This window comes from Phytomonospora sp. NPDC050363, assembly GCF_040655735.1.
In the GTDB taxonomy this organism is placed as follows: domain Bacteria; phylum Actinomycetota; class Actinomycetes; order Mycobacteriales; family Micromonosporaceae; genus Phytomonospora.
Window position 1 is genome coordinate 290,609 of sequence record NZ_JBFAKK010000008.1, and the last position, 26,690, is coordinate 317,298.

The 26,690-nt window shown below is 71.3% G+C and carries 24 protein-coding genes; 13 read left to right on the forward strand and 11 right to left on the reverse strand.

Going from position 1 to position 26,690, the window contains the following annotated elements; genetic code table 11:
* Positions 1–12 precede the first annotated feature (12 nt).
* The gene (locus tag AB0I28_RS23330) at positions 13–546 is read left to right on the forward strand and encodes an AAA family ATPase (RefSeq protein WP_357496507.1); all 534 of its coding nucleotides are present in this window, start codon (positions 13–15) and stop codon (positions 544–546) included.
* On the opposite strand, the gene AB0I28_RS23335 is transcribed toward AB0I28_RS23330, so the two are convergent.
* Genes AB0I28_RS23335 through AB0I28_RS23355 form a run of 5 tightly spaced genes read right to left on the reverse strand, consistent with a single transcriptional unit; the run spans position 539 to position 6,985 of the window.
* Complete coding sequence (locus tag AB0I28_RS23335) at positions 539–1,102, reverse strand: DUF1349 domain-containing protein (RefSeq protein WP_357496509.1); 564 nt, start codon at positions 1,100–1,102, stop codon at positions 539–541. The two genes, AB0I28_RS23330 and AB0I28_RS23335, sit on opposite strands and share 8 nt — an antisense overlap.
* Complete coding sequence (gene glsA / locus AB0I28_RS23340) at positions 1,099–2,058, reverse strand: glutaminase A (protein WP_357496511.1); 960 nt, start codon at positions 2,056–2,058, stop codon at positions 1,099–1,101. Before glsA ends, AB0I28_RS23335 begins: the two co-directional genes overlap by 4 nt.
* Entirely contained in the window at positions 2,055–3,851 is a 1,797-nt protein-coding gene (locus AB0I28_RS23345; RefSeq protein ID WP_357496513.1) for an SLC13 family permease, read from the reverse strand. The genes glsA and AB0I28_RS23345 overlap by 4 nt, the downstream gene beginning before the upstream one ends.
* A gap of 7 nt (positions 3,852–3,858) precedes the next feature.
* Positions 3,859–5,511, reverse strand: coding sequence for an AbgT family transporter (locus AB0I28_RS23350; protein ID WP_357496515.1), 1,653 nt, complete (start codon positions 5,509–5,511; stop codon positions 3,859–3,861).
* Positions 5,512–5,524: 13 nt separating this feature from the next.
* Entirely contained in the window at positions 5,525–6,985 is a 1,461-nt protein-coding gene (locus AB0I28_RS23355; protein ID WP_357496517.1) for a leucyl aminopeptidase, read from the reverse strand.
* Positions 6,986–7,153: 168 nt separating this feature from the next.
* On the opposite strand from AB0I28_RS23355, the gene AB0I28_RS23360 reads away from it, so the two are divergent.
* Complete coding sequence (locus tag AB0I28_RS23360) at positions 7,154–7,624, forward strand: hypothetical protein (protein WP_357496519.1); 471 nt, start codon at positions 7,154–7,156, stop codon at positions 7,622–7,624.
* A gap of 156 nt (positions 7,625–7,780) precedes the next feature.
* On the forward strand, positions 7,781–10,492 hold the full coding sequence (locus tag AB0I28_RS23365; protein ID WP_357496521.1) for a hypothetical protein: 2,712 nt from the start codon (positions 7,781–7,783) through the stop codon (positions 10,490–10,492).
* A 39-nt stretch (positions 10,493–10,531) separates the two neighbouring features.
* Here the strand turns inward: AB0I28_RS23365 and AB0I28_RS23370 are convergent, their stop codons facing one another.
* Positions 10,532–10,912 (reverse strand): DUF1992 domain-containing protein, encoded by a 381-nt coding sequence (locus tag AB0I28_RS23370; protein WP_357496523.1) that lies wholly within the window; start codon positions 10,910–10,912, stop codon positions 10,532–10,534.
* 117 nt (positions 10,913–11,029) lie between these two features.
* Between AB0I28_RS23370 and AB0I28_RS23375 the strand changes: the two genes are divergently transcribed.
* The 4 genes from AB0I28_RS23375 (at position 11,030) to AB0I28_RS23390 (ending at position 14,182) form a co-directional block, all read left to right on the forward strand.
* Entirely contained in the window at positions 11,030–12,013 is a 984-nt protein-coding gene (locus AB0I28_RS23375) for an ATP-binding cassette domain-containing protein (protein WP_357496525.1), read from the forward strand.
* Positions 12,010–12,813, forward strand: coding sequence for an ABC-2 family transporter protein (locus AB0I28_RS23380; protein WP_357496527.1), 804 nt, complete (start codon positions 12,010–12,012; stop codon positions 12,811–12,813). The genes AB0I28_RS23375 and AB0I28_RS23380 overlap by 4 nt, the downstream gene beginning before the upstream one ends.
* Entirely contained in the window at positions 12,810–13,628 is an 819-nt protein-coding gene (locus AB0I28_RS23385; protein WP_357496529.1) for an ABC-2 family transporter protein, read from the forward strand. Before AB0I28_RS23380 ends, AB0I28_RS23385 begins: the two co-directional genes overlap by 4 nt.
* Positions 13,629–13,957: 329 nt before the next feature.
* Positions 13,958–14,182 carry a DUF397 domain-containing protein gene (locus tag AB0I28_RS23390; protein ID WP_357496531.1) on the forward strand — a complete coding sequence of 75 codons (225 nt, stop codon included), beginning with the start codon at positions 13,958–13,960 and terminating at the stop codon, positions 14,180–14,182.
* A 17-nt stretch (positions 14,183–14,199) separates the two neighbouring features.
* Here AB0I28_RS23390 and AB0I28_RS23395 read toward each other — a convergent pair whose 3' ends face one another.
* Positions 14,200–15,366, reverse strand: a complete 1,167-nt coding sequence (locus tag AB0I28_RS23395; protein ID WP_357496533.1) for a hypothetical protein — start codon at positions 15,364–15,366, stop codon at positions 14,200–14,202.
* Between the two features lie 106 nt (positions 15,367–15,472).
* Positions 15,473–16,123 carry a DUF998 domain-containing protein gene (locus AB0I28_RS23400; protein WP_357496535.1) on the reverse strand — a complete coding sequence of 217 codons (651 nt, stop codon included), beginning with the start codon at positions 16,121–16,123 and terminating at the stop codon, positions 15,473–15,475.
* A 323-nt stretch (positions 16,124–16,446) separates the two neighbouring features.
* Here AB0I28_RS23400 and AB0I28_RS23405 point away from each other — a divergent pair, with 323 nt between their 5' ends.
* Both AB0I28_RS23405 and AB0I28_RS23410 read left to right on the forward strand, forming a co-directional pair.
* Positions 16,447–17,649: a serine hydrolase domain-containing protein gene (locus tag AB0I28_RS23405; protein ID WP_357496537.1), complete on the forward strand. Its 1,203-nt coding sequence runs from the start codon at positions 16,447–16,449 to the stop codon at positions 17,647–17,649.
* Positions 17,650–17,782: 133 nt separating this feature from the next.
* Complete coding sequence (locus AB0I28_RS23410) at positions 17,783–18,664, forward strand: alpha/beta hydrolase (protein WP_357496539.1); 882 nt, start codon at positions 17,783–17,785, stop codon at positions 18,662–18,664.
* 10 nt (positions 18,665–18,674) lie between these two features.
* Here the strand turns inward: AB0I28_RS23410 and AB0I28_RS23415 are convergent, their stop codons facing one another.
* Positions 18,675–20,042 carry an MFS transporter gene (locus AB0I28_RS23415; protein ID WP_357496541.1) on the reverse strand — a complete coding sequence of 456 codons (1,368 nt, stop codon included), beginning with the start codon at positions 20,040–20,042 and terminating at the stop codon, positions 18,675–18,677.
* Between the two features lie 116 nt (positions 20,043–20,158).
* On the opposite strand from AB0I28_RS23415, the gene AB0I28_RS23420 reads away from it, so the two are divergent.
* The 3 genes from AB0I28_RS23420 to AB0I28_RS23430 all read left to right on the forward strand — a co-directional run bounded on the left by AB0I28_RS23420 (position 20,159) and on the right by AB0I28_RS23430 (position 24,782).
* Positions 20,159–20,980, forward strand: coding sequence for a helix-turn-helix transcriptional regulator (locus AB0I28_RS23420; RefSeq protein WP_357496543.1), 822 nt, complete (start codon positions 20,159–20,161; stop codon positions 20,978–20,980).
* A gap of 162 nt (positions 20,981–21,142) precedes the next feature.
* Positions 21,143–23,641: a tetratricopeptide repeat protein gene (locus AB0I28_RS23425; RefSeq protein WP_357496545.1), complete on the forward strand. Its 2,499-nt coding sequence runs from the start codon at positions 21,143–21,145 to the stop codon at positions 23,639–23,641.
* A 31-nt stretch (positions 23,642–23,672) separates the two neighbouring features.
* A complete protein-coding gene (locus tag AB0I28_RS23430) occupies positions 23,673–24,782 on the forward strand; it encodes a hypothetical protein (RefSeq protein ID WP_357496547.1) in 1,110 nt (369 codons plus the stop codon).
* Between the two features lie 17 nt (positions 24,783–24,799).
* Here the strand turns inward: AB0I28_RS23430 and AB0I28_RS23435 are convergent, their stop codons facing one another.
* The gene (locus AB0I28_RS23435) at positions 24,800–25,357 is read right to left on the reverse strand and encodes a hypothetical protein (protein WP_357496549.1); all 558 of its coding nucleotides are present in this window, start codon (positions 25,355–25,357) and stop codon (positions 24,800–24,802) included.
* A gap of 178 nt (positions 25,358–25,535) precedes the next feature.
* On the reverse strand, positions 25,536–26,153 hold the full coding sequence (gene eda / locus AB0I28_RS23440) for a bifunctional 4-hydroxy-2-oxoglutarate aldolase/2-dehydro-3-deoxy-phosphogluconate aldolase (protein WP_357496550.1): 618 nt from the start codon (positions 26,151–26,153) through the stop codon (positions 25,536–25,538).
* A 176-nt stretch (positions 26,154–26,329) separates the two neighbouring features.
* Between eda and AB0I28_RS23445 the strand changes: the two genes are divergently transcribed.
* A complete protein-coding gene (locus AB0I28_RS23445) occupies positions 26,330–26,533 on the forward strand; it encodes a cold-shock protein (RefSeq protein ID WP_184788963.1) in 204 nt (67 codons plus the stop codon).
* The last annotated feature ends 157 nt before the right edge of the window (positions 26,534–26,690 follow it).

Below are 26,690 nucleotides of genomic sequence, written 5' to 3' on the forward strand. Positions count from 1 at the left end.
TACCGTGAAGGCGTGAACTATCGGATGATCATCCTCAACGGCGGCTCCAGCTCCGGCAAGTCCTCGCTGGCCCGCGCGTTGCAGAACACGCTCCACGACCCCTGGCTCACCTTCGGCGTCGACGACCTCATCGAAGGAGTCCCGCCCCGCCTGCTCACCGGCGAGGCGGGACTCGCCTTCGGTGAGGACGGAAGCGTCAGCCCGGGAGCCGACTTCACCGCACTCAACCGCGCCTGGGACGCCGGGCTCGTCGCGATGGCCCGGGCAGGCGCCAGGGTCATCGTCGACGAGGTGTTCCTGCGCGGCGGCGAGTCGCAGCGCGAATGGCTGAAACTCCTCGCCGGGCTGCCCGTCCTGTGGGTCGGCGTGCACTGCGCACCCGAGGTCGCCGAACAGCGCGAAGCCGGTCGCGGCGACCGCACCCCCGGCATGGCCGCGATGCAGGCCACCGCCGTCCACAAGGGAATGACCTACGACGTCGTGGTCGACACCTCCACGACCTCCGTCGAGGAGGCCGCGAAGGCCGTCGCCGACGCGCTCACGTGACCGTCACGTCGCGAAACCGCGCGGTGAAGCCCTTCCCGTCGGGGGAGGCGCACATGACACCGGCGAGAACCGGGACGGCCGGCGGGAAGTAGGCCAGGCGCAGCATCTTCTCCGGGGCGGCCCCGTCGAGTCCATACCGGATGGTGACGGTGTCGCCTTCCCGCCGCACGTCGACCGTCACCGATTCGGGCGCCGACGGCAGCGCGACGACCGACCAGTCGGAGACCTCGCGGGTGACCACCGCGCTGAGCTGGTGGACACCGTCGACGAGCTCGATGCCCGTCTTGATCCAGTTGTCGGCGTCGGCGCGCACCATGGCGCCGGCCTGGTCGTACTGGTCGGTGTAGTCGCCGTCGAAGGTCGCCCGGAGCGTGAAGTCGCCCGCGGCCTCGCGGGCGAGCACGTGGCCGTTGTCGCGGACGAAGCCGTAGTGCGTCCGGCGCCAGAAGTCGGTGCCGGGCGAGGTGGTGGCCTCGACGGTCGCGTCCTGCGCCGACCACGCGGCCGGCTCGTGCAGCCAGCGCCAGCCGGGCGTGCCGAAAGCGGTGATGCTCATGAGGGGATCGTGCCACGCATCCCCAGCCGCTGCTCCTCGCGGACGCTCGGGTTGTGCATGAGGTGCAGGCCGAAGCGGTCCGACAGCATCCGCACCGCCGCGACTCCCCGCACCGACGCGCCGGTCGGGTCGAGCCTCGGTGAGAAGGCCGCGACACCGCAGCGCCCGGGGCTGGTGGCGATCACGCCGCCCGACACACCGCTCTTGGCGGGCAGCCCGACCCGCAGCAGCCAGTCGCCGGCCGCGTCGTACATCCCGCACGAGGCCATCACCGCCTGCACCAGCACCGCTACCGGTTCGGCGACCACCTCGGCGCCCGTGACCGGATTGCGGCCGCCGTTGGCCAGCGTCGCCGCCATGACCGCCAGATCGGTCGCCGTCACGCGGATCGAGCACTGCCGGAAATAGGAGTCGAGGAGCGGGCCCGGCTCGCCGGGGAGTGCGCCGGCCGAGCGCATGAGGTAGGCCAGGGCCCGGTTGCGGTCGCCGGTGGCGGCCTCCGACGCGTAGGCCGCCTCGTCGACGTCGAGCGCGCGCCCGGCGAAGGCCGACAGGAACGGCAGGATCTCGTCCGCCTCGACCAGGCCGCTGACCACGATCGCGCCCGCGTTGATCATCGGGTTGGCCGGGCGGCCGGTGCCCGCCTCAAGGCTGATGGCGTTGAACGCCTCGCCGCTGGGTTCGGCGCCGACCCAGCGCGAGACCGCGTCCAGACCGTGGTCGGCCAGGGCGAGCGCGTACACGAAGGGTTTGGAGATCGACTGGATCGTGAAGGGCGCGCGGGGATCGCCGGCGCCGCCGACCTCGCCGTCCATGCTCGCCATGGCGAGTCCGAAAACGGCCGGGTCGGCGAGGGCGAGCTGGGGGATGTAGTCGGCGACGTGTCCGTCCTCATGGGACTCGACCTCGCCGGCGATCTGGCGGAGGATCTCGGCGACGGCTTCGGCTGCGGTCATGTGATCCCCCAGATCAGTGGGACGAGGCCGACGCCGACGACGCCGAACCAGGCGAGACAGACCGCGCCGAGCGGCCAGTAGTCGCCGAAGCGGTAGCCGCCGGGTTCCTTGACCATGAGGTTGGCGGCGGTGGCGATGGGGGTGAGGAACGCGGCGGCGGAGGCGATCGCGACGCACATCAGGACCGGTGGGAGGGGCACGCCGACGTCGGCGGCGGCCGCGACGGCGATGGGGATGACGATCAGGGCGGTGGCCATGTTGCTGATGACCTGCCCGAGGAGCGCGGTGAGCAGGAAGAGGCCGAGGAGCAGCAGGATCGCGTTGCCGCCGAAGGGGCCGACGACGATGTCGGCGAGCCGGTCGGCGGCTCCGGATCGCTGCATGGCCAGGGACATGGGGAACATTCCGGCGACGATGACCAGGGTGGTCCAGGAGATTCCGGCGTAGGCCTGGCGCATGGTGATGACGCGGGTGACGACCATGGCGCCGGCGGCCAGGAGCGCGGCGACCGAGGGCGGGACGACGCCGGTGGCGAGGAGGACGACCATCGCGGCGAGGATCGTCACGGCGGTGCGGCTGCCCGGCCCGAGGGGGACGGCCTGCCGCCGCACGGACGCGGGCGCGTCGACGACGAGGAGGTCGCCGTCGCCGGCGGCGCGGTCGAGGGCGTTCCAGGAGCCGCGCAGGAGGAGCACGTCGCCGCTTTCGAGGACGGCCGCCTCGGTGTGCGGGAGGGTCTGGCCGCCGCGGGCGACGGCGAGGACGACGAGTTCGCCGCTGTCGGTGGCCATGCCGGGGTAGACGGTGTCGCCGGCCAAGGGTGAGCGCGGGCCGAGGACGAGTTCGGCGACGCCGTGGTCGCGGGTGAGGAGGGTCGCGGCGAGCCGGTCGGCTCCGGCGTCGGGGGTGGGGCGCAGGCCGTAGGCCTCGGCGAGTTCGGTGAGGGCGGCGGGGTCGCCCGAGGCGATGAGGATGTCGCCGGCTTTGAGGGGGGTTCCGGGGCGCAGTGCGGTGCGGTCGGGGCCGACGGCGCCGAGGATCGGCGGGGGGAGGCTTTCGGCGGGGCCGCCGACGGCGGGTGAGCCGGGCGGGACGGTCAGGGCGGTGGTGTGCGCGTCGAGGCGGTAGTGGGTGATGAGGGTGCGGGAGTGGCCCGACAGGTCCGGCGGCAGCGAGCGCGGGGTGCGGGCGGGCAGGAGCCGGTCGCCGAGCAGGACGCACACCGCGATGGTCCCGGCGACCAGGGGGATTCCGGCCAAGGCGAACTCGAAGAAGCCGAAGGGCCGGCCGCCGGCCTCGGCGGCGGCCTCGGAGACGAGGACGTTGATGGGCGAGGCGGTCAGCACCAGCAGCGACCCGGCGTGCCCGGCGAAGGCGAGCGGGATCGCCAGCCGGGAGGGGGCCATGCCCAGGCGCACGGCGAGCAGGACGACGACCGGCAGCAGCGCGGCCGTGGTCCCGTTGACGCTGATCAGGGCGGTGAGGGCGGCGGCGAGGACCATCATCACGACGACGAGGCGGACCTTCCCGCCGCCGGAGCGCGCGGCGAGCAGGCCGCCGATCCAGGCGGTCACCCCGGCCGCGCCGAGTCCTTCGCTGACGACGAACAGTGCCGCGACGAAGGGGATGACGGGGTCGCCGAAGCCGCTGAACAGGTCGGCGAAGGGCAGCACGCCGGTCAGGTAGAGCGCGAGGGCCGAGCCGAGGGCGACGATCTCGACGGGAAGCCTGTTCCACACGAACAGCGCGATCGTGACCGCGAGGATCAGCAGGCAGGTGTTCGCGTCGCCCATCGGGGGCTCACGGCAGCTCGACCGGGGCGCCCGGCCCCAGCGGGATGCCCAGCAGGTACCAGGCGACGAAGAACAGCGTCCAGGCGGCCGCGACGATCAGCGTGTACGGGATCATCAGCGACACGACCGTCCCGACGCCGGCCTCCTTCTTGTACTTCTGCGTGAGCAGCACGATGAACGGCAGGTACACCATCAGCGGCGTGATGACGTTGACCGGCGAGTCGCCGACGCGGTAGGCGGCCAGCACCGTCTGCGGTGCCACGCCCAGGCGCAGGAAGAGCGGCACGAAGATGGGCGCGAAGATCGCCCACTTCGGGATGACGCCGGGGATGATGATGTCGAGGATCAGGGTGACCAGGATGAAGCCGATCAGCAGCCACAGCGCGCCGACGTTGGCGCTCTCCAGCCAGTCGGCCATCTTCACCGCGGCGACGGTGGCCATGTTGGTGTAGTTGAAGTACGCGATGAACTGCGCGATGACCAGCAGCATGAAGATCAGCCCGCCGAGTCCGGCGAAGGTCTTGGTGATCGCGTCCATGGCCGCGGCGCTGCCCCGCATGGTCTTCGCGCCGGCGCCGTAGCAGAGGCCGGCGACCAGGAAGATCAGCATGATGATGAAGATCAGGCCGTCCATCAGCGGCGAGTTCTCGATCAGGCTGCCGGTCTCGGGGTTGCGCAGGATGCCGTTGGGCGGGGCGCTGAGCAGGACGATCAGGGCCAGGACGGCCAGGAAACCCCACAGCGCGAAGCGCAGGCCGCGCCCCTCGGCGGCGGCGTCCTCGTCGGCGGTCGCCGGGTCCTCCTCCTCGACGTGCCCGCCGGTGTACTTGCCGAGGCGCGGTTCGATGATGCGCTCGGTGACGAAGGTGATCACCAGCGCCAGGAAGAGCGTCGAGCCGATCCCGAAGAACAGGTTCGCGGTCAGGCTGATCTCGCGCGTCGGGTCGACCAGGGCCGCCGATTCGTTGGTGACCTCGGTGATGATCCCGTCGACCGGCGTGATGATCAGGTTGACGCCGAAGGTCGCGCCGACGGCCGCGAAGGCCGCCGCGATGCCCGCCAGCGGATGCCGCCCGACGGCTATGAACGCCACCGCGCCCAGCGGGATCAGCACCAGGTACCCGGCGTCGGAGGCGACCGAGGAGACGATGCCCAGCAGCACGATGATGAAGGTCAGCGACCACTTCGGGGCGACCTTGACGAGCTTGCGGATCAGCGCGCCGATCAGTCCGGCCCGCTCGGCGAGGCCGACGCCGATCATGGCCACCAGGATCACGCCGACGACGCCGAAGTTGGTGAAGTTGTCCACCGCCGAGGTGAAGATGAAGCGGATGCCGTCGGCGGTCAGCAGGCTCTCGATCTGCGTGGTCTCGGTGTGCGTCTCGACCGGGTGGTCGTAGAGGCTGTCGGGCGGGAAGACCTTCGAGGGCTCCTCGGTGCCGCCGGGGTAGGTCTCCATGCCGACGACCGGCGCGGGCTCGGAGACCTCGTAGGTGACGCTCACGTCGAGCGCGGACAGCACCGCCGAGAGCAGGATGATGATCAGGATCAGCCCGAGGAAGATCATCACCGGGTGCGGGACCTTGTTGCCGAGCTTCTCGACGCCGTCGAGCATGCGCTGGCTCAAGGTCCGCTTCGCCACGACCGCTTCGGCGCTCATCGCCACACCCCTTCTAGTCCTTCGGCTGCCGGAACCCGCAGGCCAGCTCGGCCAGCATCCGCGCGCCGAAACCGGTGCAGCCGGGCGTCCGCCAAGAGCCGGCGGTGTCGGTCTGCGCGGTGCCGGCGATGTCGACGTGCGCCCACGGGCGCCCGCCGGTGAACTCGTCGAGGAACAGGGCCGCGTGGATCGCCGCGGCGTTCGGGCCGCCCATGTTCTTGATGTCGGCGACGTCGGAGTCGAGCTCGTGGCGGTAGCGGCGGGCCAGCGGCAGCTGCCACGCCGGCTCGCCCGAGGACTCGGCGCAGGCCAGGACCTGGTCGACGAGGCCCTGGTGGTTGCCGAAGACGCCGGCGATCTGCGCGCCGAGCGCCCGCAGGCACGCGCCGGTGAGCGTTGCCATGTCGACGATCGCGTCGACGGCCTCCTCGCCGGCCAGGACGAGCGCGTCGGCCATCACCAGGCGGCCCTCGGCGTCGGTGTTGATGACCTCGACGGTCTTGCCGCCGCGCATGACGAGCACGTCGCCGAGCTTGGTCGCCGAACCCGAGGGCATGTTGTCGGTGCACATCAGGTAGGCCGTGACCGTGGTCGGGCAGTCGAGGGACTTCAGCACGGCCATCGCCGCCAGGATCGAACCCGCGCCCGACATGTCGTTCTTCATCGTCGCGTGGACGGCGTCGGCGGGCTTGAGGGCGATGCCGCCGGAGTCGTACATGATGCCCTTGCCGACCAGCGCCAGCTTGGGCGCGTCGGCCGGGCCCTCGTAGCGGATCTTGATCATGCGCGGTTCGTCGACGCTGCCGGCGTTGACGCCGAGCAGGCCACCGCAGCCGAGTTCGGCCAGCGCGGCCTTGTCGAAGGTCTCCACCGACCAGCCGCACTCGGCGGCCAGCCCCTCGGCGACCTCCGCGAGGCGCTCGGCGGTGAGCATCGACGGCGGGGAGTTCGCCAGGTCGCGCGACAGGGCCGTGGCGCGTGCGAGGATCGCGCCGCGCTGGGCGGCGGCCGCCCGGGCGTGGCCGGTCAGGATCGTGAGCTCGTCGAGCGGCGTGCCCGACGGCGTGGTCTGGAGCAGGCCCGGACGGTAGCGGGCCAGCAGGACGCCCTCGACGGCGGCGGTGACCGCCGCGTCGGTGTCGGCGCCCTCGGGAAATCCGAACGCGAGCCCGCGCGCCTCGGCGACCTTCGCGAAGTCGCCCGCCGCCTGGCGGATCGCGGCGGCGTCGAGCGATTCGGGGTCCCCGATGCCGTAGGCGATGACGGGCTTGCCGTCGCGGTCCCGAAGGGGAAGATGCTGTCCGCGCTCACCGTCGAAACCCAGCGCGGCCAAGGCGTCGCGGTCGACGCCCAGACGCTCGGGGACGGCCCCGGCGGACGCGACGGGTACGCCTGTCAGCGCGTCGGAGGCGTCCCCGACGCGCACGACCGCGGGTTCGTGCCAGGACGCGATCGGATCGAACTGCGGGCCCATGACTCGCCTCCCGTGGCTGGGTGTACCGCGGCACGGCCCGTGGGGGCCGTGCGGCTCAGTATCGCTCCAGGGACGGGAGAGATTTCGGCGAATCGGGATTTTACGGAGCAATGATCAGATAATGGTCGATGATCGTAGAGTCAGTGACACCCGACCACGGAGGTCCCCATGCGCGCGTTCTCGTGGCTGGTCGCGTTGAGCGGCGTCGTCGTCGGAGCGATCTTCATGTCGGCGATCTTCTGGGGCTGGGAGGAGAAGCGCAATCCCGCCGAGCCCCCCGCCGTCAGCACCCCCGCCAACCTCGACAAGCCCGAGACGCGCCTGTGCCTCGGGCTTGTGACCATGCTCGACGGCGCCGCCCGCACCCGCAGCGCCATCATCGTCAAGGACACCGCCGCCCTGCGCGTGGCCGTCTACTCCGTGGAACAGGGGTACGCCGACGCCCGCGAGGCGGCCGTCGAGCTGGGCCGTCCCTCGCTCGACCAGCTGTCGGGCGCCGTGCAGAACCTGTCCACCGCCTCGGCCGACCCCACCGTCATGAGGCAGGCCGCCGCACTCAACCCCGACCTCACCACGATCACCACCGAGGCGACCGGCCTCTCCCAGGGCGAGAGTTGCATCGACCGCCTCGCGGGGTGATGCACCCGGGCCCGTACATCTCCGGTTCATCCACCTGGCCGATACCGCCCAGCGTGCGGCCGTGATGGAATCGTCGGGCCCATTGCGCTCCGATCCCAAGGACGCGCCCTTTCACTTCTGAGGTGCCCTTTGCCTGGAACCCCCAGCGCCAAACGCATGCCCTTTTTCGCCGCCGCCGTCATCGCGGCGTCGGCGGGGCTCGTCGCCGTCGCACAACCCGCCGCCGCCGAGCCGGTCAACGTCGTCCCGGACGCGAAGGTCGTCATCGGCGACATCTTCCGCGACTTGGTCGCCGATCCGCTCCACCAGCAGGTCTTCGTCGCGACCTACTCCCCGCCGACGGTCGTCGCCATCGACGCCGGCGGCGTGGTCAAGCAGACCGTCGCGAACCTCGGCTACATCATGGACCTGACCATCAGCGGCGACGGCTCGACCGTCTACGCCCTCCAGGGCGGCGACACGCGCAGCATCGTCGCCATCGACACCCAGACCTACGCGACGACCACCGTCGCGCTCCCGGCCGTCGACTGCGCCCGCACGATCGCCTTCACCGGCGGGAAACTCTGGTACTCCTACGACTCCTGCGCGGACACCACCGTCGGAGGCGTGGGCGTCTTCGACCCGGCCACCGGTATCGCCACCACCGGCGTCTTCACCGCCAAGCCCGGCCGGCTCACCGCCCTGCCCGACCGTCCCGACCGGCTGTTCCTCGCCGAGAGCGGCGCCGGAGGCGTGTTCCGCGTCTACGACGTCTCCGGTGAAACGCCCGCCGAGGTCGCCACGGGCGGCCGCTCGTACTGCGACGACGCCGTCCTGACGCCCGACGGCGAGCGCGTCCTCGTCACCTGCGGCGACCTGGAGATCTACCGGACCTCCGACCTGTCGCGTGAGAAGACGATCACCACGCCCGGCCGGTCCGAGTCGGTCGCGTTGAGCGCCGACGGGCGCTTCGCCGCCGTGTCCGATAACGGCAGCCCCAGCGCCGATTCCTACCTGGTCCACGACCTGGCGTCCAGCGACACCAAAGTCGTGCGCAAGTTCGCGCTCGACTACTACTCGCCCGTGACCCCCCGCAGCGTCGCGTTCCTCGGCGACACTCTCGTGGGCGTGATCCGCGAGAACAGCCGCGAGTCGGTGTACTTCAAGCGCTACGCCACCAAGGCCGCCACGGCCCTGACGGTCAAGGCGCCCAAGGGCGTCCGCTTCAGCGACCGGATCCGGATCACCGGCACCCTGGCCAACGGTCCGGCCAACGCCACCGTCGCCGTGTCCCGCACCGATGCCACCGGCACGCACGACCTCGGCACGATCCCCGTGCCCGCCTCGGGCGCGTTCACCTTCACCGAGGCCCCCTCGGTCACCGGCGTCAACGAGTACACCTTCAGTTCGGCCGAGGGCGAAGGCCACCAGCCGGCCGTCGCGACCGCCTCGCTGATCGTCAGGCCTCGCGCCTTCGACTTCAACAACGACGGTTTCGCCGAGACCGTCGCCGGAGCCCCCGGCGAGAACCTCGGTGACGACACCGACACCGGCCAGCTCTACATCCTCCCGGGTACCCGCACGGGTGCGACCGGAGCGGGCAGCCGCGCCATCCACCAGGACGTCGCGGGCGTTCCCGGCAGCAACGAGGACGGCGACCTGCTCGGCGAGATCACCGCCAGCGGCGACTTCAACGGCGACGGATACGCCGACCTCGCGGCGTCCCTGACCGGTGAGGACCTCGGCTCGGCCAAGAACGCCGGCAGCGTGCTGGTCTTCTACGGCTCGGCGACGGGCCTGACGACGACCGGCGTCGACACCCTCTCCGTCAGCGGCGAGTACGGCGGCTTCGGCATCTCGATGGCCGCCGGCGACTTCAACGGTGACGGCGTCGACGACCTCGCCGTCGGCGAACCCGGTTCCTACAACGGTTCCGCCTACGTCTACCGGGGCATGGCCGGGGCCGGACTGTCGTCGAACGACCGCCTGCCCATCTACGACCCGCCGGGTGAGTACAACGAGAACGAACTCTTCGGCTACGCCATGTCGGCCGGCGACATCAACGGCGACGGCTTCGACGACCTCGCGGTCGGCTCCATGTACGACTGGGAGGTCAAGCAGTGGTCGACCGGCTCGGTGAGCGTCTTCTACGGAACGGCCTACGGCTTCACCTCGACCTCGCAGTTCTTCACCAAGGACACCTCCGGCGTCCCCGGCGGCTCGGGCTCCTTCAACCCTGACAAGGGCGACTCCTCCGACATGTTCGGCGCCCAGGTCGTGCTCGCCGACTTCAACGGCGACGGCAAGGCCGACCTCGCGGTCGGCGCGCCGGGCTCGCCGGTCACCGGCACCGACGGCAAACGCAAGGCCGACGCCGGAACGGTGACGGTCCTGTACTCCAGCGGGACGAAGATCGGCACGACCGGCGCGGTCCAGTTCACGCAGGACACCAGCGGACTGCCGGGCGGCGCGGGGTCGAACGACTTCTACGGTTCGACGCTGGCGGCCGGCGACAACAACCGCGACGGCTTCGCCGAGCTGGCGATCTACTCGTCCGGCGACGCGTTCGTGACGGTCATCCCGGGCGGCGCCTCGGGTCTGACGACGAGCAAGGCGAAGGCGTGGACGCAGGACTCCTCCGGCATCCCCGGCGGCAGCGAGACCGGTGACCACTGGGGCTCCAGCCTGCGCTTCCTCGACGTCAAGGGCAACGGCCACCTGGCGCTGGTCGTCGGAGCGAGCGGTGAGGACCAGGGCCGCGGCGCCCTGACCGTCATCTACTCGAATGCGGCCGGGCTGACCGGTACCGCCGCGAAGTTCCTCTCGCAGGACTCCGACGGTGTTCCCGGCAGCGGCGAGACCGGCGACGGTTTCGGCGTCTTCTGGTAGACGGAACGGCCCGCGACCCACGGTCGCGGGCCGTTTTCGCTAGGTGCGGCGGCGCCAGTTCTCCAGGACCGTCTCGATCTTCAGCGGCATCACCGTCACCGGCGGCCCCTCGACCGGCCCGCGCAGCCCCTTCATGATCCGGGTGTTGAGCTCCTCGACGGCCTCGCGCACCTCCGCCTCGGTCGGCAGGGCGGCGAGCTTGCCGGGAAGGTCCTGGATCTCGCGCTTGAGCGCCAGCGCCGGTGGCAGCACGCCGGTGATGTTCTCGCGGGCGACCAGGTCGCGCACCCACCAGTCCTCGGTGAGATGCTGACCGGCTCCCGGCAGGGGCTTGCCCATGCCGGGCAGGTTGTCGAACTCGCCGCGCTCCTGCGCCTGGCGGATGGCCTGGTCGGCCGCGGACTCGTATCGGTCCCTCATGGGGTCACCGCCTCACCGTCGTCGCTGGTCTCGATCCTAGGGATCGCGTCGATCCCGAAGGATTCACTGTGCTGTAAATCATTTGCCGCTCGGCCCGGGCGGTGCTTACCTGGCGCCATGCCCCTGATCGAGACCGCAGGCCTCGTCAAAGAGTTCAAGCGCGTCCGCCGCAAGCAGGGCGCCTTCGCGACCGTCCGGACCCTCTTCAGCCGCGACTACGAGGTCACCCGCGCCGTCGACGACATCTCCTTCACCGTCGAGGCGGGCGAACTCGTCGGCTACCTCGGCCCCAACGGTGCGGGGAAGTCCACGACGATCAAGATGCTCACCGGCATCCTCACCCCGACCTCCGGCCACCTCGAAGTCGCCGGGGTGGTGCCGTGGAAGCACCGGGAGCGCAACGCCCGCAACATCGGCGTCGTCTTCGGCCAGCGCAGCCAGCTGTGGTGGGACCTCCCGCTCATCGACTCCTTCCGCATGATCGGCCGCCTCTACGAGGTCCCGAAGACGCGCTACCGCGAGAACCTCGACCGCTTCGTCGAGATCCTGGGCATGTCGTCCTTTCTGGACACTCCGGTGCGGCAGCTCTCGCTGGGGCAGCGGATGCGCGGCGACCTGGCGGCGGCAATGATCTACGAGCCGTCGATCCTCTACCTCGACGAGCCGACCGTCGGCCTGGACGTGATCGCCAAGGAGCGCATCCGCGAGTTCGTCGCCGAACTCAACCGCGACACCGGGACGACGGTCCTGCTCACCACGCACGACATGGACGACGTCGAGCGCCTGTGCCGCCGCCTGGTCCTCATCGACCACGGCAAGGTCCTCTACGACGGCCCGGTGGGGCCGCTGAAGGAGACCTACGCGCCGCACCGGGAACTCGTCGTCCAGCTCGCCTCGCCCGCCGACGTCGCGGTGGCCGCCGCGGACGTGGTGCGCGCCGAGGAGGGGCGCGTGTGGCTGTCCTTCGATCCCCGCGTGACCCCGGCGGCGGCGCTGATCGCGGAGGTGTCGGCGAAGTACGAGGTCACCGACCTCTCGCTGAGCGAACCGGACCTGGAGGGCGTGATCCGCCGCATGTACCTGGAACGGGAGTCGCGGTGAGCCTCGCCGGCGGGCTCGGCGCGCGCTGGGCCTTCACCGAGAACCGCATCCGCTCGGTGTACGTCTACCGCACCGACATCCTCATCTGGCTGATCGCGCCCGCCATGCAGCTCGTCCTGATGGCCGCGCTGTGGCGCGCGATCTACAACGGACGGTCCACTCTGGACGGTGTCTCGCTGTCGGTGATGACGACCTACGTCTCCCTGGCGGCCATCCAGAACCTGATCAACTGGGACGACACCATCGACTGGCTCACCGCCCGCGTGCGCGACGGCAAGATCGGCGCCGACATGGCCCGCCCGGTCGGGATCGTCACGCAGCAGGTGTGCGGTCAGGTCGCCCAGCTCATCGTCAAGACGCCGATGATCGTGCTGATGCTGCCGGTCATCTTCCTGTTCAGCGACCTCTCCGCACCCGCCGAGGGAGCGCTGGGCTGGTACCTGCTGTCCACACTGGTCGGCTGGCTGCTGAACTGCTGCATCGGCCTGCTGGTCGCCTCGGTCGTGTTCTGGACCCTGGAGATGGGCGGCATGGAGTTCCTGTACTCGGTGCTCAGCGGCTTCCTCTCCGGCGTCCTGGTCCCGCTGTGGGTCATGCCCGACTGGCTGCGCACCATCCTGGAATGGCTCCCCTGGCAGGCGGTGGTCTACACGCCGCTGGCGATCTACGTCGGGCGCTTCGAGGGAACCCGCGTGTGGCAGGCGATCGGGGTGCAGTTCCTCTGGCTCGCCGTGATCGGCGGGCTGACCTGGCTGGTCTGGCGCCGCGCCGTGAACCGAGTGGTGGTGCAGGGCGGATGACGGTGCGCGCTTCGGTCGCCTGGCAGCTCAAGGCCGGCGGGATCCTCCTCGGCGGCGCCATCCGCGGCATGGCCCAGTACCGCGCCGACCTGTTCATGACCATGGCAGCCGGCGCGGTCTTCCAGTCGGTCGGCTTCTTCGCGCTGTGGGTCATGCTCGCGCGCTTCGGGGAGATCGGCGGCTGGAGCATCTCCGACGTCGCGCTGCTCTACGGGATCCGCCTGGTCGCGCACGCGGTCTGGGCGCTGCCCTTCAACCAGCTGCGCTTCGTCGAGGACTTCGTGCAGGAGGGCACCTTCGACCGCTTCCTCATCCGCCCGGTCAATCCCCTGGTGCAGCTCATGACCAGCCGCTTTCGGCTGCACCCTCTCGGCGACCTCCTCGCCGGCCTCGTCCTGCTGATCCCGGCGATGTCGCTCGTCGACGTCGACTGGAACGCCTGGCGCCTGGGTTTCCTCGCCCTGGCGATCCTCGGCGGCGGCATGGTCGAGGGCGCCTTCCAGCTGGGGATGTCGGCGATCGCCTTTCGCACCCTCGGCACGCGGCAGGCCCGCTTCACCGTCGACAGTGTCTTCAACCTCTACGGCAACTACCCCGGCAAGGTCTTCGGCCGCGCCGGGCAGCTGGCGCTGACGATCCTGCCCGTGGCCTTCGTCGCCTACCTGCCCACGACCGTCCTGTTGGGACGGACCGACGAGCTGGGCCTGCCGGCGTGGCTGGCGTACCTGTCGCCGGTAGTGGGCGCGCTGCTCTTCGCGGGGTCCTACGCCTTCTGGCACCGGCAGATCCGGCACTACCAGGGGGCGGGCAGCTAGCGGTCTCGTCGTGGAGGAACCGGCATACGGCGATGGGGCCGGCCCTCCTCTGTACCCGCAGGGGTAACGGCTGGGCCAACCCCGCTCCGTCGGTGGTCGGCGCGCCGCCTCGCCGGGGTCGGATGCCTTCTGGCGCAAACAGATCCGGCACCACAAGGCGGCGGGCGGCCGGAAGTGCGCAGCGACACTGTGGCGCTCGACCCATCTTCCTCACGAGACCACGTTCAGGCGGTGACCCGGCGTTACGCTCGACTCGTATCGCCCGGAACGGGAGCAAGATCGCCCAATTCGGGTTCTCGGCCATCCCCCGGCTTAACGAGGAGCTCGCAATGACCGACAACCGCATGGCGCTCGAACGGGCGACGTGGCGTGCCAGCACGCGCGGTGTCGCCGGCAGTGCTCGCTGCGTGCAGGTCGCCACGACCTCGGTCGCGCACGTCGCCATCCGCGACTCCAAGCTCGCCGGCCTCGACTGCCCGGTCCTCACCCTCGACCGCGGCAACTGGTCGGCCTTCCTCGCCGACATCGCCACCGGCGAGTTCGACGAGGCCTGAGGCTCAGCCGCCGAAGATCAGCCGCCGACCAGCAGCGCGACCGCCTCGTCGGTGTCGTCGGTCACGTGCACCAGCCCGGACTCGTCGCCCGTCCTGCTGCCGCGCAGCAGGGTCCGCAGCAGCTCCGGAGCGGGCAGCGCGGTCCAGTAGTCGACGCCCAGGAAGACCATCGGCCCGGTCGGCCCGTCGGAGTTGTAGAAGATCTTCGTGGCGGCCTGGAAGACCTCCTGGACGGTCCCGGCCCGGCCGGGCGCGAACACGATGCCGCCGCGCGCCAGCCGCAGGATCGTGTCCTCGCGGATGGCGTTGGAGAAGTACTTGGCGATCCGCGACGCGAACAGGTTCGCCGGCTCGTGCCCGTAGAGCCACGTCGGGATCGACAGCCCGCCCTGGCGTGACCAGGTCGTGTCGGCGATGCCGTCGTGGTCGTGGTCGCCGAGCTCCTTGCGCACGCGCAGGGCCACGGCGGTGAAGGGATCGTGGTCGTGGAAGTCGGGGTGGTCGGCCAGCAGGTCGACGGCCCGCGACAGCTCCGCCTCCGTCGTGTCGGCGGCATAGGCGCCGAGGTTGGCGGCCTCCATCGCCCCCGGTCCGCCGCCGGTGACGACCAGCGCCCCGGCGCGCGCGAGCTTGCGTCCCAGGCGGGCGACCTTGCGAAACTCCGGCGTGCCGCGCAGCTCGGCGTGGCCGCCCATGACGCCGACGACCGGCCCGCCCTGGTAGTGGGCCCAGCCGCGCATCAGGTCGAGCAGCGCGTTGTCGATCCCCGAGTCGTGCAGGCGCTGCGCGAGCGCCTCGCGCGTCTCGGGCATGGCCTCTCCGCGCTCGACGTAGTGCCGGTACACGCGGGTGTCGAACATGCCCTCGAAGCCGCCCTCGTCGAAGCCCGCGGCCAGTTCGCTCGCCGTGTAGAGGTGGCCGGGCTGGGTCGAGTAGGGCGTCTCGCCGAAGGTCGGGATCACGTGCGCGCCACGGGTGATCAGCTCGGCGGCGTTCTCCCCGGCCGGGAAGCGGCAGCCGATGAACATCGCGTCGGCGACGTCGACGGCGGCCAGGTCGGGGTAGTCCTGGCGCAGATCCAGGCCCTGGACGGTCAGGCCGGACAGGGTTCCCTCGGCGATGCGGAAGTCGAGTTCCTCGCGGGATTCGACGTCGGTCGCGGAATGGTCGAAACGCAGGGTCACCCGGCAATAGTGCACCGTGCGGGCAAGTCTCCCCGCTCGCCGACGGGCGTGTGGACGCCGAACGGCCCGGATCGCGGCGGATCCGGGCCGTTCGTACGAAGGGGTGTCAGGCGGCGAGGGCGCGGGCCGAAACGACCGTGAGGCGCTGGAGGTGGACGGCGCGGACGGCCAGGATGATGAGCATCCCGAGCATCGCGGCGGCCATGACGCGCTCGCTGAGGCCGATGAGCATCCGGTCGCCGAAGTAGGTCGCCCAGGTGACCGCGGCGGCCGAGAGGACCGCGACCGCGCTGAGCCCGGCGACGACGCCGCTCAGGTCGCGCCAGGCCGCACTGCGGCGAAGCCCGGCGGCAAGGGCGATCCCGGCGGCGACGAGCGCGGCGAAGGCCAGCGTCGAGGCGTAGCGGTGGACGTACCCGGCGGTGCTCACGGTGAGGTGGTCCAAGGGGTCGGTCGGCACGATCGCGGTGACGAGCAGGCCGCCGCTCCACAGTCCGAACAGGACGGTCACGGTCCGCGAGATCGGTGCCCCGACGGCCTTCATGACCCCGAGCAGCGGCAGCGCGGCCAGTCCGGCGAGGAAGATGCCGGTCTCGACGGCACCGGCGCGGTCGGCGGCGGCGTAGTCGGAGATCGTGTGCCCGAAGGGGCTCAGCACCGCGTCGGCCTCGAAGTGACCGAGGAGCGTCGCGATGACGGCGGTGACGAGGCCGAGCAGGGCGGAGTATCCGAGCCAGGTGAGGTGTCGGGGGTCCATGATGCGAGTCCTTCGAGGTGGGGCGGTTGATCGACTTCGTAAGACTGCGGTCGCGGGCCCCCTGCTCACATCGGTGCGCGGACGGGTCTTGCGGCTAGTCCCGGCGACCCACGGCGGCTAGGGGGCGTCTCGGGGTTCAGCCCTGGGGCCGCGAGGGTCTCCCCTGGTCGCGGGCCTCGGAGTCAGTCGTGAGAGTGAGTGCGGACGGGCTCGGTCACCCGCGCGGACCACGGCCGGAACCGCTCGGCACGGCGATGGCGGAGGGCGGTCGCGGCGACAGGCTTGGGCCCATACCCACGACGCATGGATCCGGAGCGCCCGACATGAAGAAGACAAGCCGCGCGGTACTGACCGCCGCCATCGCCGCGACCCTCCTGAGTGGATTCGCGAGCACCGCCACCGCCACCGCCGCAGCGCCGGCCTCGGCCGCCGGCGAACTGGGCCCGGTGAACAAGCAGGGCCTCGCCGCGGCCATCGCCGCACTGCCGAACGACGGCGCCACCGCCGCGCTGGTCCGCGTCGACGACGTCGACGACTCGCAGGACTGGGCGGGCGCCTCGGGTGTGCGCGACCGCCGGACCGGGGCGCCGGCCGACTCCGGCGCCCGGGTGCGGATCGGCAGTGTCAGCAAGGTCTTCAACACCGCGATCGTGCTCCAGCTGGTCGCCGAGGGCCGCGTCGATCTCGGGACCTCGGTCCAGTACTACCTGCCCGGTCTCCTCCCGGCCGACTACCCGCCGATCACCGTCGGGCGGCTGCTGAACTTCACCTCCGGCCTGCCGTCGATGGCCGTTCCCGGCTCCGACGAGTTCGCCTGGCAGTACGAGCACCGCTTCGACCGGTGGACGCCCGAGGAGTACGTGCGCGCCTCCCTCACCGGCAAGGAGCTCCTCTTCACGCCGGGCACGAAGCAGCAGTACGCGAACATCAACACCGTCCTGAGTGGACTGGTCATCGAGAAGGTCACCGGTTCGACCTGGGAGAAGCAGCTGCGCGAGCGGATCACCAGGCCGCTGGGCCTGCACGACACCTACGCCCCAGGCGACGCCGTCGGCGTCAAAGGTCTGCACCAGAGGGGATACCAGCTGGTGACCGAGCCCGGCGGCCGCGAGCGCTTCGTCGACGTGACCCGCTGGAACGTCTCCGACCGCTTCGCCTCCGGCGACATGATCTCCACGACGGGCGACCTGGAGCGCTTCACCGCCGCGCTGTTCGCCGGCGAGGTCGTGCCGGGTCCGCAGCTGGAGAACATGTTCACCCTCCCGCAGGTGCCCGTCTTCGACGGCGACACCGACCCGTCCGACGACGAGGCCGCCACCCGCAGCATGGGGCTCCAGCTGAGCCTCCTGCCCGACGGCACCGAGGTGTGGGGCAAGACCGGCGCCCGGCCCGGGTACGTCAACGGTGTCGGCGGGCTGCGCGACGGGTCGCGGATCCTGGTCTACTCGATCGGCTCGACCGACGCCAAGAGCGACGATCAGCATCCGCTGGTGATGCCGATCATCATCGCCGCCATGGGGTTGTGAGCAGGCGATGCTTCGACCGCGCGGGACATCCGTCCCGCGCGGTCTCGCCGTGTGCTCACGCTGGTACGCCCGAACGCTGAAGTCCGGCGTCACAATGCTTGACACTGTGACGTCTCATTGACATCATTGCCGGATGGAACTGGCCATCCGCGCCCGGGACGCCGACCTGCCCGCCACTCTCACCCTGCCCGAGGGCCCCATCCTCGGCGGACTCGTTCCCCTGCACGGATCCAACTGCGGGCAGCGCGACTTCCGCCTGTACCGCCATCTCGCCGAAACCCTGCCGCCGCAGGGAATCGCGGTCCTGCGCTACGACCGCCGGCCCAACGGCGGACACGACGTCCCGTTCCATGTCCAGGCCGACGACGCGCGCGAGGCCGCCTCGCTGCTGCGTCGCCACATCGGCGAAGCCCCGATCGGTTCGTGGGGTTTCAGCCAAGGCGGCGGCTGGGTCGCTCCCCTGGCCGCCGCCACTTGGCCCGACGAGTTCGCCTTCGTCGTCAACGTCTCCGGAAGCAGTGTCAGCCCCGGCGAGCAGATGCGCTACGGGCTCGCCGAACAGCTGCGCAAGCACGGCTTCGGCGACCGCGTCGGCGAACTGGCCGCCTTGCAGGACCTGTTCTACGGTTACCTGCGCGGCAAGGCCGACCTGGCGGCGCTGCACGCCCGCGTCGACGAGGTGAAGGACGAACCGTGGTGGCCGCTGCTCGGTTACCCCGAGCGCGTCCCCGCCGCCCTGCCCGGTGAACTGTGGCCCGACCTCGACTTCGACATCGCGCCCGCCTACGAGCGGCTCGCCGCGCCGGTCTTGTGCTTCTACGGTGAAACCGACGAGTGGACGCCCATCGACGACTCGGTGCGGGTGTGGGCCGAGACCCGGGCACGCGGAGGACACGAGCCGGCGACGGTGGTGCGGTTGCCGGGATGCGACCACGAGCCCTGGGTGGGCGACGGCGTGCACCCGGAGTACGAGCGGGTCCTGGGCGACTGGCTCGCCGAGCGGGTCCGGGGCTGAACCATCGGCTTCATCGCCGCCGCAGCCCGCTGACGCTCACGACCGCGCCCACCGCCGCGACGGCTCCCGCCACCGCGAAGGCCGTGCCCAGTCCCGCTCCCGCGGCGATCGCCGCCAGTGCCGCGACGCCGATGGCGCCGACGTTCTGCGGCATCTGGGCGAGGCTGCCGAGGACGCCCTGCTCATGGTCGCGGGCACCGGCGGTCATGGTGGTGATGAAGGCGACGACCGCCAGGACGTGGCCGAATCCCATGGCGCCGGAGGTGACCAGCAGCATGCCGAGGTCGCCGCCGTCGGGAAGCAGCGCCATGGCACCGGTTCCGGCCGCCTGGACCGCGAGTCCGGCGCCGATCACCGCGACGGCCCCGAAGCGGCCGATGAGGCGCCCGGCGAGCAGGCCGCCGGCGAGCGCGGCGAGTCCTTCGGCGAGGAAGCCGAGGCCGGTCTGGAGCGCGGTGTAGCCGAGCGCGTCTTGCATGTAGAGGCTCAGGAGCAGCGTCGCGCCGCCGCACATGCCGAAGGTGACCAGTCCCGCGACGCCCGACCAGGCGACGTCGCGGCGGCGCAGGAGGCCCAGCGGTACCAGCGGTGTGCGGTGCCGGGACTCGGCGCGGACGAATGCGCCCAGCAGCACCGCGGCCGCGAGCAGGCCGGCCACAGTGGACGGTGCGGTCCAGCCCGCTTCGCCGCCGGTGGCGATGGTGTAGACCAGTGCGAACAGTCCCGCGCTCGACAACAGCGCGCCCGGCACGTCGAGGACGGCGGTGCCGCGCGCGCCGTCGCGGGGGACCAGCGTCAGGGCCCCGGCGAGGATCAGCGCGCCCATACCCGCGAGCAGGGCCATCGTCCACCGCCAGTCGAGTCCGCTGGTGATGACGCCGCCGCCGATGGTGCCGACGACGAATCCGAGCGACAGCAGGGCGCCGTTGACGCCCAGGGCGCGGGCGCGGCGCGGCCCTTCCGGGAACACCGAGGTGAGCAGCGCCAGGGCGGTCGGGCCGATCATGGCCGCCGCGACTCCCTGCCCGACGCGCGCGCCGATCAGCATTCCCGGCGAGACCGCCAGGCCCGCCACGACCGACATCAGCGTGAACAGCGCGACCCCGGCGGCGAACAGGCGGCGGCGCCCGGCGATGTCGGACACCCGGCCGAACAGCGGGATCAGGCTCGCCGTCGGCAGCAGGCAGGCCGTCGCGACCCACTGGAGGCTCCCGGCACCGGTGAAGCCGAGGCTCTCGCCGATCGCGGGAAGCGCGACGGTGACGATCGAGTAGTCGAGGCCGACCATGAAGGTCGCCCCGCACAAGGTGAGCAGGGTCAGCCAGCCCACAGTGCCGAGCCGGCCGGCCTGTTTCGCGTCAATGGCGGTGGTTGTCATGGTTACTTGCCTTTCGAGGGGGATTCCTTGGTTCGCCACCACTCTGCGTCCGCCGCGACCGCCCAGCCAGAGCTCTGTCGTGGGTACATCCCGCAGGTGCAGGCAGACTGGGGATCATGAGCGAGATCGGCGAGTTCCTGCGCTCCCGCCGCGCCCGGATCAAGCCCGGTGAGGTCGGCCTCCCCGAAGGCGTCCGGCACAGGCGGGTCGCCGGCCTGCGGCGGGAGGAGCTGGCGCAGCTGGCGGGCGTGAGCATGGGCTACTACACGCGGCTCGAACAGGGGGCCGCCGAGGGCGCCTCCGACTCCGTCCTCGACGCGATCGCGCGGGTGCTGCGCCTCGACCACACGGAGACCGCGCACCTGTACCGGCTCGTGCGTCCGGCCCCGAAGCGCGAGGAGGGCCCCGAGCGACTGCGGCCGAGTCTGGCCTCGATGGTCGCGGCCGTCCACGACGTCCCGGTCATGGCCCTCGGCCGTCGTTTCGACGTGCTGGCCTGGAACCGGCTCGCGCAGCGGGTCGTGGCCCCGCACCTCGACTTCGGCGCGCCGCCGTTCAACGTGATCCGCATGCTCTTCCGCGACCCGTACGCGCGCGGCCTCTACGCCGACTGGGCCGGGAAGGCCCGCGACAACGTCGCGTTCCTGCGGGTGGCCGCCGCCCGCTATCCCGGCGACGCCGAGCTCACCGCCCTGGTCGAGGAACTGCTCGGCGCGTCGCCGGAGTTCGCCGGCATCTGGGCCGAGCAGCCGGTCGACATGTGCGCCACCTCGACCCGGACCTACCTGCTGGCCGGCGGCGGCGAGCTGGAGCTGACCTCGGAACTGCTGCGGCTGCCCGACGACGAGGGCCAGAGCGTGGCGATCTACCACGCCGCGCCGGGCTCGGCGGCCGAGGAGACACTGCGGCGACTGGCCGGCGCGGTCGTTCACCGGTGAGCGGCGTAACACCGCCACACTGGTGCCCGGCGCGGCCGGGCAGGTCAGCACGATCGACCCTCCCGCCGCCGACCGCGTCACCTTCGCAGGGCGATGGCAAGACCCTTGTGAGCCGCGAGCGGGCGCACGCATAATGAGCCTCCCACCCCATGGAGGAGGCGCATGCCCGGCGCTGAAGCACCAGATCCCAGGCGCGCCAGGACATCGGGCGAACTCGTCGAGATGCTCCGGGCGCTGAAGACCTCGGCCGGACTGAGCTACCGCGAGATCGAGCAGCGCGCCCGCGACGCCGGGGACTGGCTGCCCGCCTCGACCCTCGCGACGGTCCTCGGCCGCACCACCGCGCCGCGCGCCGAGGTCGTCGAGGCCCTCGTTCAGGCGTGCGGCGGCGACCCCGAGACGGTGAGCGTGTGGGTCGACGCCACGCGTCGCCTGTCCGGCGAGCCGGGCACCGACGGCGGCTTCGCCGACCACCGCGGCGATCCACCGCCCCCGGCGGTCGTCGTCCCGCGCCAGCTGCCCGGCGATCTCGGCACCTTCGTCGGCCGCACCAAGACCATCGAGACCCTCGACGGGCTTCTCGACCGGGCCGTCGCCGAGGCCGAACCGACCGCGCCACCGCCCATCATCGCGCTCGTCGGCCCCGGCGGCATCGGCAAGACGGCCCTGGCCGTGCGCTGGGCCCACGCGATCAGCGGACGCTTCCCCGACGGACAGCTCTTCGCCGACCTCAAGGGCTTCTCCGACACCGCGCCCGTCACGCCTTCCCTTGTGCTCCACCGCTTCCTGCGTGCGCTGGGCACCACCGCCGACGACATCCCCACCGACCTCGACGAGCGTGTGTCGCTCTACCGCTCACTGCTCGCCGGCCGCAAGGTCGCCATCGTCCTCGACAACGTCCGCGACGCCGCACAGGTCCGCCCCCTCCTGCCCGGCGCGGCGACCTGCCTCGTCGTGGTCACCAGCCGCGTCGAACTGCGCGGCCTCGCCGTCTCCCACGACTTGCACCCCGTCATGGTCGACGGACTCAGCCTCGACGAGGGCGTCCAGCTGCTCGTCCGACTCCTCGGCGCCCAGCGCGTCCGCGCGGAGGCCGGCGCCGCCGTCGACCTCGTCGAACTCTGCCGCACCCTGCCCCTCGCGCTGCGACTGGCGGCCGCGCAACTCGCCGTCGACGAGCGCCGGTCCATCGCCCACTTCGCCGCCCGCGTACGCGACGCCGGCCGACTGTCCACACTGTCCGTCCCGGACGACCCGGACACCGCGCTGCGCACCACCTTCGACCTCTCCTACGCCACCCTCGCCCCCGAGGCCCAGCGCCTCCTGCGGCTCACCGGCAGCCACCCCGGGCCCGACATGAGCCTGGGCTCCCTCGCCGCGCTCGCCGCCCGCGACGAGACGTCGACCCGCACCCACATGGAGGCACTCGCCACGCTGCACATGGTCGGGCGCGCCGGGAGCGACCGCTGGGAGTTCCACGACCTCGTCCGCGAGTACGTCACCGGGCACCTCGGCGCCACCGAGACCGGCGAGCAGAAGCGGCTCCTGCGCGGACTGCTCGACTGGTACACGGGCATGACGGGCTCGGCGATCTGGAAGATCGCGCCGCGCGGCCTGGCCACGGACGCGGCCGTGGACAAGACCGTCTTCCCCGACTACGCCGACGCGCTCGCCTGGCTCGACGAGGAGTCCACCGGAATCGTCGCGGCCGTCATCGCCGCCGAACGCGCCGACCTGTCCAGCTACGTCTTCACCCTCGCCGGGCTGCTGTGGCGGTACTTCCTTCTCCGCAGCCAGTACGAGCAGCTCAACGCCACCGCCGACCTCGCGCTCGACATGGCACACCGGCTCGGCGACGTCGCGGCCCAGACCCAGTTCTCGCTGCTCAAGGGCAACGCCTACTCCAGCCGGTGCGACCCCGCCCGCGCCATCGAGTACTACGAACGCGCCCACACCCTCGCCCGCCACGCCGGTGACCGCGACCAGGAGTCCTACGCGCTCGCCAACGGCGGGACCGCGCTCATCGACCTCGGCCGCTACGTCGAGGCCCGCGAGCGCATCACCGAGGCCATGGCGATCTTCACCGAGCACGGCGACGTGGTGAGCACGGCCGGAGCGCACAGCGACCTCGGCAAGATCGACCTCGCCGAAGGCGACCACAGCAGCGCCTTCGGGCGTTTCGAGCGTTCCCTCGAACTGTTCGAGGAGGCCGGGCAGCGTCATGGCGTCGCCGTCGCGCTCTTCTTCCTCGGCGCCACCCAGCTCGAACAGGGCGAGGTCATCTCGGCGACCCTGCGCCTTGAGCAGGCCCTCGCCGCGTCCACCGACGCCGGTTTCACCTTCGGCGAGGCGCTCGTGCACAGCAGGCTCGCGCTGGCGGCGGCGATGACCGGGGCCTTCGACACCGCCCGCGACCACCACACGCAGGCCGTCGAGTTCGCCCGCCGCATCCACGATCCCGTGCTGCTCGCCGAGATCTACATCGACGCCGGACGGGCCGGGATGATCGAGAACGAACCCGAACGCGCGGCCGGGTACTTCCGCAACGCGCTCACCAACGCCGAACGCTCGTCGGACGCAGGGTTGACCAAACGCTCGCAGGAGGGCGTGCGCGCGGCCGAGCGGGCGATCGGCTTCACGAGGCCGCTCGGTTCCCTGTGAAGGGTGGCGTCGACTGACGACCATGATCCGCATGACCGTTCTTCCCGCGCGCCTGGTCACCACCCTCCCCGGCTTCCATGACGGCCGCCGCATCGACGTCACCAAATACCCTGGCAAGACGCTGCTGAGCGTCCACGCCGTCGACGCTCTCACCGTTCACGACCTCGCCGCCCTCGTCGACGGCACGCCCGCCGTGTTCCCCGCCCCCTGGGCGGGTTGCCCGACGGCGGTCTCGCCATCGCTCGAACTCGCGGTCTTCTGCGGGACGCACGCCCTCCGTGCCGTGGACCGCTCCGGGCGGACGCGCTGGGAGCACCGGCACGCGTGCTGGGCGTGGCGCTGCCAGGAGTCGCACCGTGACGAGGCCGAGTACGCCGACGACGACGAGCACCGCGCCCCCGCTTGCGGGTCGGCCCACTTCTCCGCCGACGGTCGCCTGGTCTGGGCACACGTGCGCACGGGCATCACCATCGTCGACGCCCACAAGGCGTCGCCTGACCACGCGTGGCTCGTCCTGGACGCCGCCACCGGCAAGGTCCTCGCCCAAGCGGACGTGACGACCTACGCCCACGCGTCGGGGCACATCACCCACCCCGACTCCAGTCGGATGGGTCTGGACGGCGACTCCCTGCTGTGGGGCCGCTTCGACGGATCGGCGCTGCACGTCGAGCAGACCGGCGTCGGGAATGTCGTGACCGACGCCGGTGCGGTCGGTGGGCACTATCTCGCCCTCGACGACGGCCGGTCCTCCCTGGCCGTGCACCGGCTCGCCGACGGCGAGTTGCTCGGATCGCTCGCGCCGCCGATGTTCGAGGGCGTCAGCGAGGCCCGGATCGAGGAGGACTCCGACTACGAGTCCCGTTGGCAGTGGGCGCCCAGGTTCCTCACCGCGACAACGGTCTTCGCCTCCACGAACGAGAGCGACGTCCTCGCCGGGCCTGACCGCCACTGGCTCCTCGACCTGCCGTCGATGCGCATCCGGGGCCAGGTCACCTATCCCGAACCGACCGGATCCCGGTCGGCGGTGCTCGGGGACGGGCGCTGGATGACATACGGGCTCGATCCGTCGGCGTTCGGCCTCAGGCGCGCGCCCGCCTACGACCGCGAGGCCGGACACCCGCGGATCTGGGAGCCGGCCTGAACCGTGCGAGCCATGGGTCAGCCGACCAGGTCCCGCCAGAACTCCACGGTCGGCGTCCCGTCCGCCCGATGGTCGACGGTCACGCCGAACTCGCGGCCGACGTAGTCGACCAGGTCGTCGCCGTAGACGATGATGTCGGCCCCGTGGATCGAGAGCACGGGACGTCCACCGCCGCCCGGACCGGCGGGCAGGTAGCGATGCGAGAAGACAGGCACCATCCGGGGCACGTCGGCGAGGTGTTTCCGGGCGATCGCCAGGGCCTCGCGGTCCCGGTCGGGACGTTCGCCCCAGGTCGGATGCCAGACTCCGAGCGGACCGGAGGCGTCGGACAAGACGCCCTCCACCGGCCAGGCGAGTCGGTGCCGGATGGTCCCCTCGTCACCGTCGCGCCAGTCGACCCAGCCGCGTCCGACCGGCACCCGCGCCGCCAGGAACGCGCGGTGGTCGTCGGCGAACGCGAAGCCGTACCGCGCCTCGACCGCCGTGAACTCCGCGTCGGACAGCCCCGGCCGAACCTCGGCGCCCGACTCCGCCACCATCGCGGCGGCCTTCCTCCCCAGCGCGCCGGGCTCCATCCCCGCCCCCCCACCTTCCACGCCGTTTCGCCCTACCCGACCCTTCCCGACCCTTCTTCGCCCTCCCGCGCGAAAACTCCCGCCGAAGGCGGTTACCGCCGTTTCCGCCTGGGTACCCAGGCAACGATCCCCCGTTAGCGGGTGGGCGGGCCGTAACCCCCCTGCGGTCCGCCCACCGTCACCACTCCGCCGCCTTGGCCGCCAGGGCGGCGATCGTCTGCCATTCACCGTTTCGCAGCAGTTGCGGCGCCGTGAGCCAGCTCCCGCCGACACAGGCCACGTTGGGCAGCGCGAGGAAGTCGGCGGCGGTGTCGGGCGTGATCCCGCCGGTCGGGCAGAAGGTGAGCTGGGGAAGCGGCCCCTGCCAGGCCCGCAGCTGCGCGGTCCCGCCCGAGGTCTGGGCGGGGAAGAACTTCAGTTCGGTCAGCCCGCGCTCCAGCATCGCCATCGCCTCGGTGATGGTGGCGACGCCGGGCAGGACCGGGACGCGCTGGTCGAGCATCGCGTCGACGAGGTTGGGCGGCGAGCCCGGGGAGACCAGGAAGCGGGCGCCGGCGTTGACCGCGTCGCGGGCCTGCGCCGCCGACACCACCGTCCCGGCGCCGACCAGGATCTCGGGCACCGCGTTCGCGACGCGGCTGATCGCCTCAAGGGCGACGGGGGTCCGCAGGGTCAACTCGAGGGTGGAGACGCCACCGGCGAGGAGTGCCTTGGCGACCGGAACCGCGTCGTCGACCCGTTCGATGACCACAACGGGGATGACGCGGCCGAGCCGCAGGAGCTGAATCGGCTGCACGGCGGCAATCCTGCCAGGCAATTGCGAAGGCCGAAAGTGCCTGTTCTCGCAGATCACCGTGGGGGTGGGCGGCAGCCGCGACCGGCTCTCGTGTGATGATCGTGTCACCCGGGTATTTCCTCGCCTGACAAAAGGTAGAGTGACCAGGGAATACCCTCAAGTTAGGAAGGCCGATCATGGCCCAAGGCACAGTCAAGTGGTTCAACGCGGACAAGGGCTTTGGTTTCATCGCCCCGGACGACGGCGGCGCAGACCTCTTCGTCCACTTCTCCGCGATCCAGTCGAGCGGCTACCGTTCGCTGGATGAGGGCCAGAAGGTCGAGTTCGAGGTTACTCAGGGCCAGAAGGGCCCGCAGGCGGACAACGTCCGTCCTGTCTGATCAAGACGAGTGACCAATGTGCCGGGGGCCCGATTCGTCAGGATCGGGCCTTCGGCCTTTTTTCTCCCCTCTTTTCCCAGGTCAACCCGCCTGTCGCAGCCGTCCCGGTGGTCACACCCGCGGGTCGCCCCTCCTTATTGCAATCTCCTTGCAATAA

Bases quoted from the DNA above. Each gene is read 5' to 3' on its own strand.
- AB0I28_RS23355 (WP_357496517.1), bottom strand. From the start codon at position 6,985: ATGGGCCCGCAGTTCGATCCGATCGCGTCCTGGCACGAACCCGCGGTC.
- AB0I28_RS23425 (WP_357496545.1), top strand. From the start codon at position 21,143: ATGCCCGGCGCTGAAGCACCAGATCCCAGGCGCGCCAGGACATCGGGC.
- AB0I28_RS23390 (WP_357496531.1), top strand. From the start codon at position 13,958: ATGACCGACAACCGCATGGCGCTCGAACGGGCGACGTGGCGTGCCAGC.
- AB0I28_RS23365 (WP_357496521.1), top strand. From the start codon at position 7,781: ATGCCCTTTTTCGCCGCCGCCGTCATCGCGGCGTCGGCGGGGCTCGTC.
- AB0I28_RS23410 (WP_357496539.1), top strand. From the start codon at position 17,783: ATGGAACTGGCCATCCGCGCCCGGGACGCCGACCTGCCCGCCACTCTC.
- AB0I28_RS23345 (WP_357496513.1), bottom strand. From the start codon at position 3,851: ATGGGCGACGCGAACACCTGCCTGCTGATCCTCGCGGTCACGATCGCG.
- AB0I28_RS23415 (WP_357496541.1), bottom strand. From the start codon at position 20,042: ATGACAACCACCGCCATTGACGCGAAACAGGCCGGCCGGCTCGGCACT.
- AB0I28_RS23385 (WP_357496529.1), top strand. From the start codon at position 12,810: ATGACGGTGCGCGCTTCGGTCGCCTGGCAGCTCAAGGCCGGCGGGATC.
- AB0I28_RS23405 (WP_357496537.1), top strand. From the start codon at position 16,447: ATGAAGAAGACAAGCCGCGCGGTACTGACCGCCGCCATCGCCGCGACC.
- AB0I28_RS23430 (WP_357496547.1), top strand. From the start codon at position 23,673: ATGACCGTTCTTCCCGCGCGCCTGGTCACCACCCTCCCCGGCTTCCAT.
- AB0I28_RS23335 (WP_357496509.1), bottom strand. From the start codon at position 1,102: ATGAGCATCACCGCTTTCGGCACGCCCGGCTGGCGCTGGCTGCACGAG.
- AB0I28_RS23420 (WP_357496543.1), top strand. From the start codon at position 20,159: ATGAGCGAGATCGGCGAGTTCCTGCGCTCCCGCCGCGCCCGGATCAAG.
- AB0I28_RS23375 (WP_357496525.1), top strand. From the start codon at position 11,030: ATGCCCCTGATCGAGACCGCAGGCCTCGTCAAAGAGTTCAAGCGCGTC.
- glsA (WP_357496511.1), bottom strand. From the start codon at position 2,058: ATGACCGCAGCCGAAGCCGTCGCCGAGATCCTCCGCCAGATCGCCGGC.
- AB0I28_RS23435 (WP_357496549.1), bottom strand. From the start codon at position 25,357: ATGGAGCCCGGCGCGCTGGGGAGGAAGGCCGCCGCGATGGTGGCGGAG.
- AB0I28_RS23370 (WP_357496523.1), bottom strand. From the start codon at position 10,912: ATGAGGGACCGATACGAGTCCGCGGCCGACCAGGCCATCCGCCAGGCG.
- AB0I28_RS23350 (WP_357496515.1), bottom strand. From the start codon at position 5,511: ATGAGCGCCGAAGCGGTCGTGGCGAAGCGGACCTTGAGCCAGCGCATG.
- AB0I28_RS23360 (WP_357496519.1), top strand. From the start codon at position 7,154: ATGCGCGCGTTCTCGTGGCTGGTCGCGTTGAGCGGCGTCGTCGTCGGA.
- AB0I28_RS23400 (WP_357496535.1), bottom strand. From the start codon at position 16,123: ATGGACCCCCGACACCTCACCTGGCTCGGATACTCCGCCCTGCTCGGC.
- AB0I28_RS23445 (WP_184788963.1), top strand. From the start codon at position 26,330: ATGGCCCAAGGCACAGTCAAGTGGTTCAACGCGGACAAGGGCTTTGGT.